12 protein-coding genes are annotated in these 10,211 nt (G+C 58.3%); 3 read left to right on the top strand and 9 right to left on the bottom strand.

Features of this window, described 5'->3' with window-relative positions:
* Positions 1 to 630 (top strand): FAD-dependent monooxygenase (locus ACEQWH_RS09795; protein WP_370230235.1); only part of this gene is annotated, 630 nt, incomplete at its 5' end.
* Positions 631 to 676: 46 nt separating this feature from the next.
* Here ACEQWH_RS09795 and ACEQWH_RS09790 read toward each other — a convergent pair.
* The 3 genes from ACEQWH_RS09790 to ACEQWH_RS09780 form a co-directional block, all read right to left on the bottom strand.
* On the bottom strand, positions 677 to 1,801 hold the full coding sequence (locus tag ACEQWH_RS09790) for an aminotransferase class V-fold PLP-dependent enzyme (protein ID WP_370230234.1): 1,125 nt from the start codon (positions 1,799 to 1,801) through the stop codon (positions 677 to 679).
* 136 nt (positions 1,802 to 1,937) lie between these two features.
* Complete coding sequence (locus ACEQWH_RS09785) at positions 1,938 to 2,393, bottom strand: Lrp/AsnC family transcriptional regulator (RefSeq protein ID WP_370230233.1); 456 nt, start codon at positions 2,391 to 2,393, stop codon at positions 1,938 to 1,940.
* Positions 2,390 to 2,845: an Lrp/AsnC family transcriptional regulator gene (locus tag ACEQWH_RS09780; RefSeq protein WP_370230231.1), complete on the bottom strand. Its 456-nt coding sequence runs from the start codon at positions 2,843 to 2,845 to the stop codon at positions 2,390 to 2,392. The genes ACEQWH_RS09785 and ACEQWH_RS09780 overlap by 4 nt, the downstream gene beginning before the upstream one ends.
* A 129-nt stretch (positions 2,846 to 2,974) precedes the next feature.
* Between ACEQWH_RS09780 and ilvC the strand changes: the two genes are divergently transcribed.
* Entirely contained in the window at positions 2,975 to 3,997 is a 1,023-nt protein-coding gene (gene ilvC, locus ACEQWH_RS09775; RefSeq protein WP_370230229.1) for a ketol-acid reductoisomerase, read from the top strand.
* Between the two features lie 53 nt (positions 3,998 to 4,050).
* On the opposite strand, the gene ACEQWH_RS09770 is transcribed toward ilvC, so the two are convergent.
* Positions 4,051 to 4,515 carry a hypothetical protein gene (locus ACEQWH_RS09770; RefSeq protein ID WP_370230227.1) on the bottom strand — a complete coding sequence of 155 codons (465 nt, stop codon included), beginning with the start codon at positions 4,513 to 4,515 and terminating at the stop codon, positions 4,051 to 4,053.
* Positions 4,516 to 4,784: 269 nt separating this feature from the next.
* On the opposite strand from ACEQWH_RS09770, the gene ACEQWH_RS09765 reads away from it, so the two are divergent.
* Positions 4,785 to 5,684 carry a DMT family transporter gene (locus ACEQWH_RS09765; protein WP_370230226.1) on the top strand — a complete coding sequence of 300 codons (900 nt, stop codon included), beginning with the start codon at positions 4,785 to 4,787 and terminating at the stop codon, positions 5,682 to 5,684.
* On the opposite strand, the gene glmM is transcribed toward ACEQWH_RS09765, so the two are convergent.
* From glmM to ACEQWH_RS09740, 5 genes are all read right to left on the bottom strand, one after another.
* Positions 5,681 to 7,036: a phosphoglucosamine mutase gene (gene glmM / locus ACEQWH_RS09760; protein ID WP_370230224.1), complete on the bottom strand. Its 1,356-nt coding sequence runs from the start codon at positions 7,034 to 7,036 to the stop codon at positions 5,681 to 5,683. The genes ACEQWH_RS09765 and glmM overlap by 4 nt on opposite strands.
* Positions 7,036 to 8,046 (bottom strand): dihydropteroate synthase, encoded by a 1,011-nt coding sequence (folP, locus tag ACEQWH_RS09755; protein WP_370230222.1) that lies wholly within the window; start codon positions 8,044 to 8,046, stop codon positions 7,036 to 7,038. The genes glmM and folP overlap by 1 nt, the downstream gene beginning before the upstream one ends.
* A 39-nt stretch (positions 8,047 to 8,085) precedes the next feature.
* Positions 8,086 to 8,979 (bottom strand): dihydroneopterin aldolase, encoded by an 894-nt coding sequence (locus tag ACEQWH_RS09750; protein WP_370230220.1) that lies wholly within the window; start codon positions 8,977 to 8,979, stop codon positions 8,086 to 8,088.
* Positions 8,980 to 9,055: 76 nt separating this feature from the next.
* Entirely contained in the window at positions 9,056 to 9,691 is a 636-nt protein-coding gene (locus tag ACEQWH_RS09745; protein WP_370230218.1) for a cell wall hydrolase, read from the bottom strand.
* A 151-nt stretch (positions 9,692 to 9,842) separates the two neighbouring features.
* The coding region (locus ACEQWH_RS09740; protein WP_370230217.1) for a putative PEP-binding protein at positions 9,843 to 10,211 on the bottom strand (369 nt) is incomplete at its 5' end.

The raw sequence follows: 10,211 nt of genomic DNA, 5'->3' as shown, positions 1-10,211 counted from the left end.
CAGCGCGCGCTTGCTTTGGCCGTGACCCACCCCATTCCGCACGAAAACGTATCAACCGAAATTCACCGCAGCGGGGGGCCATTCACGCTGGTGCCTCTGCCCGACTTTAACGGCAAACCCTGCTCTGCTCTGGTCTGGATGGAACGCAGCGCAAAGGCACAAGAACTTTTCGCGCTGCCGGATGCTGCATTTGAAGAGGCGATGACGTCGCGCAGTGCGGGACTCTATGGCCCGCTCAAACTGGCATCTCAACGCACCATCTGGCCGATCATCAGCCAGATCGCCTCTCGTATGTCAGGCGAGCGGCTGGCGTTGATGGCCGAAGCCGCCCATGTGGTGCCGCCGATCGGGGCGCAGGGGCTTAATATGTCGCTGGGCGATCTGGCGACGCTGGTCGACCTGGCCAAAGCCTCTCCCGAAGACCTTGGCAGCCGCAGGATGCTGGACGCCTATCACAAAGCGCGTCATGGCGACGTCGGGCTGCGGGTGCGCGGCATCGACATGCTGAACCGCGCATCGATGGTCGAGGCACCATTGTTGCGCGATGCGCGCGCCGCCGGGCTGAACGCGCTGTATTCGCTTGCTCCGGTGCGCAAGACGCTGATGCAAATGGGATTGGGGCTGCGCTAAGGCGGCACAGACGGGCTGACCGCCCCAGCGTTTTGCAAAAAGTGCCTTACAGAACCTGATCCAGAACAGTTTTCAGACGCGCGGCGGTGGCGTCGACATCATAGAGCTTGTCCAGCCCGAACAACCCCAGGCGGAAGGTCATAAAGCCCTCGGGCTCGTCACAGGCGAGCGGCACCCCTGCTGCGATCTGCATGCCCAGCGCGCTGAACTTGCTGCCGTTTTGAATGGCTGGATCGCTGGTATAGCTGACCACGACGCCGGGCGCGCCAAAGCCGTCGGCCGCGACCGAGGTAATGCCTTTGTCTTTCAACAGCGCCCGCACCTGATTGCCCAGCGCCCATTGCGCGTCCATCAGCTTGTCAAAGCCGTACTCTCGGGTCTCGAGCATTGTATCGCGAAAGGCTTTCAGAGCGTCCGTTGGCATTGTCGCGTGATAGGCATGCCCGCCATTTTCATAGGCCTGCATGATCGAGTGCCATTTTTTCAGGTCGATGGCAAAGCTGTCGCTTTCCGTATCCGCCAAGCGCGCCACGGCACGCGGGCCCATCATGACCAATCCGGCAGAGGGCGACGCAGACCAGCCCTTTTGCGGGGCCGATATCAGCACGTCAACGCCGGTGGCTTTCATGTCGATCCACGCACAGCCCGAGGCGATGCAGTCCAGCACCATCAGCGCGCCAACCTCATGCGCGGCAGCGGCCATCGCGGTGATATAGTCATCCGGAAGGATCACCCCCGCCGAAGTTTCCACATGCGGAGCAAACACCACGTCGGGCTGCAGCTCGTGGATCTTGGCGACCACATCTTCGATCGGGGCTGGCGCAAAGGGTTCAGTGACGCCATTGCCGGACTGACGTGCCTTCATCACGGTGCTTTCCGCGGCAAATCCGCCGGCTTCGAAAATCTGGCTCCAGCGATACGAGAACCACCCGTTGCGCACCACCAGCGTTTTCGCGTCACGTGCGAACTGGCGTGCTACGGCCTCCATGCCATAGGTACCACCCCCAGGGATCAAGGCCACAGCATCCGCGTTGTAGACGCCTTTCAACATATCCGAAATGTCGCGCATGACCTGCTGAAAGCTTGCAGACATGTGGTTCAAAGAGCGGTCGGTGAAAACGACGGAAAATTCGTCCAACCCATCTGGGTCAATTGTGTTCAGTAGCGCCATGGCGAGTCGTATCTCTTTCTTTGGTGTATTTGGCATCGATAGACACGCGTTTGCCCGATCAATGCAAAGTCTTCTTTTGTATACTGTCGGAATTCAAAATGTCCGCGTCGTATTCTCAAGAAAAACAGAAAGGTCTCTAGATCGGACCCGGTCTGCGCTCTTCGGATAGCAGCACATTTGCCTCGACATCCCCCACGCCCGGCAGCGTCATGATACGGCGGCGTAGGACGCGCTCAAAGTCGGAAATGTCACGGGCCGACACGCGCAGACGATAGTCATACATACCCAGAACATGCTCGATGCGCTGCACTTCGGGGATCGCGCTAACGGCGCGCTCGAAATCCTCAAGGCTGACACGCCCCTTGGTGGCCAGCTTTACGCCCAGAAAGACCGTCACCCCAAACCCAAGCTTCTCGCGATCCAGATCCAGCCTGCGTCCGGCCAGCACCCCGTCGGTTTCCAGCCGCTTGATCCGGCGCCATGTTGCAGGCTGGCTCAGCCCCAAGGCGCGACCCAACGCGCCTGCGGATTGAGTGGCATCCTCACTCAGCGCCTTGATGAGCGCGCGGTCGATCTCGTCAAGCTCGATCATAGGGGCAAACTGTCCTCTGCCTTGATCCGCGCCACATGCATCAGTGCTTCGATGTCTGCGATATGCGGCAAGGCGAGGATCTTGTCGCGATAGATCTGCTGATAATGCGCCATGTCGCGCGCAATCACAGAGAGGCGCACGTCAACGCGTCCCAGAAACGTTTGGATCTCCATGACCTCGGCAATCTCGCGGGCGGCTTCGATGAAATCGTCAAAGGCGCGGGATTGGGTTTTGTCCAGGCTCACACGCAAAGACACTTCGACCTCAAACCCAAGCGCACGCCAATCCACCACCGCGCGGATGCCGCGCAGAATGCCCTGCTCGCGCAGCCGTTCGATCCGGCGGGACAAACGTGAGGTCGTCAGCCCCAAAGCATCCGCCAAATCGGGAATCGACTGATCCGGATCAAATTGCATACGGCGCAGAATACGACGGTCGAGATCTTCAAGCATGAATAATGCTTATATTATATATTTCACGAATGAAAGCCGCATCAGGTGGGTAATTTCTGACCATTTTGCACTCGAACACCCCTACATCCCGCCTATGATGACCGCAATTCAAACCCCGAGGAGATACCTATGCGCGTTTACTATGACCGCGATTGCGATGTGAACCTGATCAAAGAAGCCAAAGTTGCCATTCTGGGCTATGGCTCCCAGGGTCACGCTCACGCCCTGAACCTGCGCGACTCTGGCGCGAAAAACGTTGTTGTTGCTCTGCGCGAAGGTTCCCCTTCTGCGAAAAAAGCCGACGGCGAAGGCCTGACCGTTATGGGCATCGCCGAAGCGGCCGCATGGTGCGACGTCATCATGTTCACAATGCCCGATGAACTTCAGGCAGAAACCTACAAGAAATACGTCCACGACAACATCAAGCCAGGTGCCGCGATTGCATTCGCGCACGGCCTGAACGTGCACTTCGGCCTGATCGAGCCAAAAGAAGGCGTTGACGTCATCATGATGGCGCCAAAAGGCCCAGGCCACACTGTACGTGGCGAATACACCAAAGGCGGCGGCGTGCCTTGCCTTGTTGCGGTCCACACCGACGCAACCGGCAAAGCGCTGGAAACCGGTCTGTCCTATTGCTCTGCCATCGGTGGCGGTCGCTCTGGCATCATCGAAACCAACTTCCGCGAAGAATGTGAAACCGACCTGTTCGGCGAACAAGCGGTTCTGTGTGGCGGTCTGGTTGAACTGATCCGCTGCGGCTTTGAAACTCTGGTCGAAGCGGGCTACGCGCCTGAAATGGCCTATTTCGAATGTCTGCACGAAGTGAAGCTGATCGTAGACCTGATCTACGAAGGCGGCATCGCAAACATGGACTACTCGATCTCGAACACCGCAGAATACGGCCAGTACGTCACCGGCCCACGCATCCTGCAGTACGACGAAACCAAAGCACGCATGAAAGCGGTTCTGTCTGACATCCAGTCCGGCAAATTCGTACGCGACTTCATGCTGGAAAACGCGGTTGGCCAGCCAACCATCAAAGCGTCCCGTCGTGCAAACGACGAGCACATGATCGAAGAAACTGGTGCGAAACTGCGTGGCATGATGCCATGGATCGCAGCTGGCAAAATGGTCGACAAAACAAAGAACTAATTTGGGATTCCCCCAAATGTCCAAGGCCTCACCTTCGGGTGGGGCCTTTTTTGTTAGGCCAAAAGCTCTGTAACGCTATCAGAATAGCATTTGCCCAGAACATAGTCCCAGCCGCCCATGTAAAGGTCACGCCGTTTCGCGGCCTCTTCCCCCCAAGCGCGCCATCCGCCATGGGTCAGGGTCACCTTGCACTTGCCAAGCGGGGCATTCTGGAACGCGACGTCCAGTTTTGTCGCGACCTTCGCCCCATGCCCCGGATGCCAGGTCGTTGCAAATTTTGCGCCCTGCTGAATATCCAGTACCTGCCCCCAGATCGTTGGCGTGCCGTCAAATTTGGTTTCGGTGATCGCGCCGCCCACATGCGGATCGACATAGACCGCCAGAGGCACCTTCTGTTGCGCGGCAGAAACAGAGTGTTCCCCAACAGGCCACCAGCGGTCCAGATGATGCACAAAGATATCGAACGCGGTCGCCGCGTTGCATTCAACTAGAACCCGTTTCTGTATCGGCGAAGGCATAAGACCTCCTTCTGGATCATCGGCAAGCCCAGTCAAAAAGGGGACAAAGGGCGTGCTTTCGTCTGCTCTGCACTCAATTATTGTTAACAAACACGGTACACATTCAGTTTTCAAAATCAACCTAAAGCTTAATTTGAAGGAATTGACATAACAAAGGGTTGAACAATCTAGAGCTAAACCGAGCTTTCTAACGCACCGTCATACGCGCGAAACCTGCTTGACGATGTTGGGAAACAGGCAGAACGTGCGCTCAAAGCAAAGAGAGAAAAATGCCAGATATTCCCGCAAGATATTGGATCATGATCTTCACCCTCGGGTTTGTTTGGGGATCCACGTTTCTGCTGACAGAATTGGCAATCAAAGAGCTGTCACCCCTGTGGCTGGCGACCAGCCGGATCTGTTTTGGGTCGGTGCTGCTAACGCTGTTCTGGGGATTGCGCGGGTTTAAACTGTTTGCCGATAAAACCGCCTGGGGCAGTTTGACCTTTACTGCCATCTTCAGCTCGGTTGTGCCGTTCTTTCTGATTGGCTGGGGTCAGCAATACGTGACCTCAGGCTTTGCCGGGATCAGCATGGCAGCCATTGCGCTGATGATCCTGCCCCTGGCGCATGTCTTCCTGCCAGACGAAAAGATGAACACCCGCAAGGTCATGGGGTTTGTCGTGGGCTTTATCGGCGTTGCCTTCCTTATGGGCGGCGATGTCTTTGCCTCAAGCGGCAGCGAGCTGGAAACCTGGGGACGGTTCTCGCTGTTGGGCGCAACTGCCTGTTACGCGGTTTGCTCGATCGTGCTGCGGCGCATGCCTGCGATCGACCCGATCGGGCTGGCAACAATGCTGCTTTTGATCGGTGCCGTGGTCATCTTGCCGCTAGCGCTTGTTCTGGAGGGCCCGCCCCCGGCCGTGACCCAGAATACTGTGATTGTGGTCGCTGTTCTCGGGCTGATCTCGACCGCAGCTGCAAACTTGCTGCGGGTTCTGGTCATCCGCGAAGCCGGATCGACCTTTATGAGCCTTGTGAACTATCAGGTGCCGGTATGGTCCGTCATCATGGGCGCGCTGATCTTGGGTGAGCCGCTGCCGGCCGCCCTGCTGCTTGCCCTCTTGCTGATCCTGTCCGGTGTCGCCGTATCGCAATACGGCGCACTCAAGCGGCTGTTTACGCGTTAAACGCTGGCGCTGGCGTTGGCAGCGACCTCAGATACGATGCCGTCGACCACGTGCTCCAGCAGCACTTGATCCTCACATTCGGCCATCACACGGATCAATGGCTCTGTTCCGGACTTGCGGATCAACAGGCGTCCGTGTCCGGCCAGCTTGGCCTCTGCATCGGCGATGGCTTTCTTAACCTGCGCGGCCTCGAGCGGATCTTGCCCCGCGCCATAGCGCACGTTTTTCAAAAGCTGCGGTACCCTGTCGAAGTTTTGCGTCAACTCGCTGGCCGCGCGCCCCGTTTCGACCATCGCCGCAAGGAACTGAAGCCCCGCCAAAAGGCCGTCGCCTGTGGTTGCGTAGTCCGTCATGACAATATGCCCCGACTGCTCGCCTCCCAGATTAAAGCCACCCTGACGCATGCGCTCGACCACATAGCGGCCGCCGACTTTCGTGCGCTCTAACTTCAGACCGCGCGCGTCCAGATACCGCTCCAGACCAAGGTTCGACATGACCGTGGCCACAAGCGTGCCATGCGCCAGCTTGCCAGCCCCCGCCCAACGGTCTGCCAGCAGAGCCATCAGTTGGTCACCGTCAGCAACCATGCCTTCTTGATCGACAATCATCACGCGGTCTGCATCGCCATCCAGCGAAATGCCCACGTCAGCACCATGCCGGACCACCGCGTCGCTGATGGCCGCCGGATAGGTCGAGCCGCATTTATCGTTGATATTCAAACCGTTCGGGGACACGCCGATTGAGACGACGTCGGCCCCCAACTCCCACAGGGCTTCGGGAGCGGCTCGGTGGGCGGCGCCATTTGCGCAGTCCACAGCAACCTTCAAACCACTCAGCGGCAGGGACGAGGGCAGCGAGTTCTTGACCCGCTCGATATACCGGAACCGCCCGTCGTCGATGCGCGTTGCACGTCCGATATGCTTGGTTTGTGCGGGCTCGACGCCCTCCATCACCAGACGTTCAATTTCGGCTTCAGCCTCGTCTGACAACTTAAAGCCGTCCGGGCCAAAGAACTTGATCCCATTGTCACACGCTGGATTGTGGCTGGCTGAAATCATCACGCCCAGATCGGCGCGCATGGATGTGGTCAACAGCCCGACCGCCGGGGTCGGCACCGGGCCAAGCAGAAACACGTTCATACCCGTCGAGGTCAAACCCGCCGTCAGTGCGTGTTCAAACATGTAACCCGACAGGCGCGTGTCCTTACCGATCACCACGCGGTGCGCGTCAGATTTGTCTTTGCGGAAATAGCGGCCAACCGCAGCGCCAATTTTCAGCGCCATTTCGGCGGTCATCGGATAGGTATTCGCGCGCCCGCGCACACCGTCCGTCCCAAATAGCTTGCGTCCCATTATCTTTTCCCCTTTGTCACCGCCTGCCAGAGTGTCAGCGCCTGTGCGGTCTCTGCGACGTCGTGAACTCGCAGCATTTGAACGCCCTGCGCCACACCTGCCAATGCGACGGCCACAGAGCCGGGCATCCGGTCCTGTGCGTCTTCGGTGTTGCTTAATGTGCCAATAAATCGTTTGCGGGATGCGCCCAAAAGAATGGGGCAGCCCAAACTGTGAAACAGGCTCAGACGCGAAAGCAGCGCAAGGTTATGCGCCAGCGTCTTGCCAAAACCAATCCCGGGGTCGACAAGAATTTGACCTCTCGGAATGCCAAGGCCAGTCAAATAATCGACCTGAGCATCCAGAAAATCGTAAACATCCAACAAAACGTCCTCATAGGACGGATCATCCTGCATGGTGGCAGGGTCACCCTGCGCATGCATCACACAGACCGGCGCGCCAGCATCTGCGGCAAAGGGCGCGAGGTCGCCATCCCAGGTAAACCCAGAGACGTCATTGATCAGGGTCGCACCGGCGGCAATAGCCTCGCGCGCGACGGGCGCTTTGCGGGTGTCGATACTAATCGGCACCTCAGACTTAGCGGTCACTGCTGCGATCACAGGCGCGGTGCGCGCGATCTCTTCGGCAATGGCAACATGCCCTGCACCCGGACGGGTGGACTCACCCCCGATATCGATGATGGTCGCGCCCTGAAGCGCCATATCGTGCACCCGGGCGATCGCAGCATCTGGCGCATTGAACGCGCCACCGTCAGAGAAACTGTCAGGGGTAACGTTCAAGATTCCCATGATCTGGGGCGACGCCATATCCAGTCCGGCCACCTCACCACGTGGTGCAGTGATACGGTCCAGAACGTCGGCAGAAACACGTGATGCTGGCACCACCTGCGCAGGCTGGCCGCGCTGCAAAACTTCGACTTCAGAAAACCACGCCCAGCCTCCTGCGAGGTCTAGGGCGCCTTCGGGACGGGCCGCATCAACTTGCGGAATAGCACGGGTATAGGTCTTCATATCATCTGCATGTGCGAACAACGCGGCCTTGGCAAGCGTTCAGAAATCGCTTTGATCCAGTGTTACAGTCTGTGTTGGAATTGTGTGGGGCGTCGGCAACGGGTCGCCGAAACAAACCATACGAGACGCCTGCCATTGTTCAGCAAACCAACGAGCAAGGGCGTGTGGGGCAGCCTCGGGCGAGTCGGTCGCATCCAGCACCAGCTTGGAGGGCGCCCAGACCGCAGTCAGCTGGTTCTTCATCGCCCAGTCCAACTCGGTTCGGGTGCCGGCTACGGTCAGTTCAGGGAAACGTGCTGCCAAAGACCAGGCAGATTGCTCTATCTCTAGCAGGTCGATATTCAACTGAGCCCGAGCCAGATCGACCTGAGGACGTTCCGCCGGAAGGTCTAGGCAGAGCACCACCGGCGCATCCAAGGCATCCAGCGTTTCGATCCATCCGGCCAAACGATCCGATGCAAGTGCTGCATTGTTGAAAAAGGCAACGACAGGCGCTCGCGACGCCGCCAAGGTGTCATCACCCTGCCCCGGCACGCGTTCGATTTCTACGCCCAGCGCGCCATTGCCCTTATCCAGTTTCTGAATGCGCACAAACACACGCATCGCCAGCGGCTCTGCCAGAATGCGGTCGGCGATGCGCTCTGCGAGGGTTTCCAGCAGGTTCAAACGCTCTGCGGCCAGCTCGTGTTCGATCGCCCAGGTGATCCGGTCGTAAGACAGGATAAGATCCACGTCGTCCTGAACGTCAGCCTCGGGTGCGGCCACTTCAACGACAACGTCAAAACTCAGACGCTGGACCATGTCGCGTTCGGCCTGAAACGCGCCGATCTCGACGGAAACGATGTGATCACGCAGCGACAGCCGGTCGTGCACACCATCAGGCGCGGTGGCTTTGGCCCGGACTTCGGGGTGATCAAAGGCGGATGCGCTCATGCGGCCTCCTGAAACGATTTGCGCCGCTATAGCAGCGGCGCATCATCAGAACCAGTACGGAAACCTACGCCTTAGACTACTTTTGCGACAGACGTGTTGGGCGACGATAGAAATGGTGCTGTCCAACTGTCGCCGTCCGTGTGAACTGGCGGGCCCAGTCGGGGTTGACGTATTTCGCGTGATAAAAGGTCGCCCCATCGGTCAGATCGCGTGGACCGCCATTCAGCATGATATGCGCGATTTTACCCATACGCTCGTAGGCACGCTGGTCGGTGATCGTCTCAAGCAGACCGTCACAGGTGTAAGAGAACTGGCAGCGGTGCTTGCGGCCGGTGCCCTGATTGATCACTTTGCACACGGTGTTGGGGAACCGGCGGCTTTCGGCACGGTTCAAAATCACCTCGGCAACAGCAAACTGGCCAGCGGTGCTTTCGCCGCGCGCTTCGAAGTAAAGCGCTTCAGTCATGCAGGCCCATTGCTTGCCGCCCTCAAGAAACGGCTGCGCATCAATCCAAGCAAGGGTGCGTTCCACAGGCTGTGCGTCGCGCTTGTTGCGAAACAGCAGAAAGCCTTTCAGCTTGTCGCCATTCAACAAAGCCATACGGGATTGCTCGACCGCGAGGGCCTGCTCAAGCGGGGACGCCGTCGTCTCTGCAGCGACCGGAGTCGCCAGCATCGCGAGGGCTATCATTGCATTTCTAAAGACGCGCATTGCACTCTCTCATACAGAAATACCGGATCCTCCCCCAAGTCCGGCCAGACATCGCAGCGGTTTATACAAAAGGCGTAGGCAGGTCCAGCCCCGCACAAAACCTGCTCGAATTTCAGGCGCTCAGTGTGACTTTTTACTTAAGAACAAGGCCTTAACCCAGCACCTGATCCTTGATTGCCAGCTGTGCTGCGGCCAATCTCGCGACGGGCACACGTAAAGGTGAACACGACACATAGTTCATGCCAACCCGCCGACAGAATGCAATCGACTCAGGGCTGCCGCCATGTTCCCCGCAAACCGACAGGACAAGATCCGGGCGCTCGCGGCGTCCACGTTCGGCCCCAAGCTGAACCAATTCTCCAACGCCATCGGTGTCCAGGGTGTGGAACGGATCCTCGGCATAGACGCCCTGTTGCACATAGGCCGACATAAACCGCCCGGCATCGTCACGTGACAGCCCGTAGGTCATCTGCGTTAAGTCATTGGTCCCAAAGCTAAAGAAGTCGCAATTTGGCGCGAT

The sequence above is a fragment of the Cognatishimia sp. genome, from assembly GCF_964229375.1.
Lineage (GTDB): Bacteria > Pseudomonadota > Alphaproteobacteria > Rhodobacterales > Rhodobacteraceae > Cognatishimia.
Note: the sequence above shows the minus strand (reverse complement) of the source record. Positions and strands in the feature narration are given on the sequence as shown.

Bases quoted from the DNA above. Each gene is read 5' to 3' on its own strand.
- ACEQWH_RS09790 (WP_370230234.1), bottom strand. From the start codon at position 1,801: ATGGCGCTACTGAACACAATTGACCCAGATGGGTTGGACGAATTTTCC.
- ilvC (WP_370230229.1), top strand. From the start codon at position 2,975: ATGCGCGTTTACTATGACCGCGATTGCGATGTGAACCTGATCAAAGAA.
- glmM (WP_370230224.1), bottom strand. From the start codon at position 7,036: ATGGGACGCAAGCTATTTGGGACGGACGGTGTGCGCGGGCGCGCGAAT.
- folP (WP_370230222.1), bottom strand. From the start codon at position 8,046: ATGAAGACCTATACCCGTGCTATTCCGCAAGTTGATGCGGCCCGTCCC.
- ACEQWH_RS09770 (WP_370230227.1), bottom strand. From the start codon at position 4,515: ATGCCTTCGCCGATACAGAAACGGGTTCTAGTTGAATGCAACGCGGCG.
- ACEQWH_RS09750 (WP_370230220.1), bottom strand. From the start codon at position 8,979: ATGAGCGCATCCGCCTTTGATCACCCCGAAGTCCGGGCCAAAGCCACC.
- ACEQWH_RS09745 (WP_370230218.1), bottom strand. From the start codon at position 9,691: ATGCGCGTCTTTAGAAATGCAATGATAGCCCTCGCGATGCTGGCGACT.
- ACEQWH_RS09785 (WP_370230233.1), bottom strand. From the start codon at position 2,393: ATGATCGAGCTTGACGAGATCGACCGCGCGCTCATCAAGGCGCTGAGT.
- ACEQWH_RS09780 (WP_370230231.1), bottom strand. From the start codon at position 2,845: ATGCTTGAAGATCTCGACCGTCGTATTCTGCGCCGTATGCAATTTGAT.
- ACEQWH_RS09765 (WP_370230226.1), top strand. From the start codon at position 4,785: ATGCCAGATATTCCCGCAAGATATTGGATCATGATCTTCACCCTCGGG.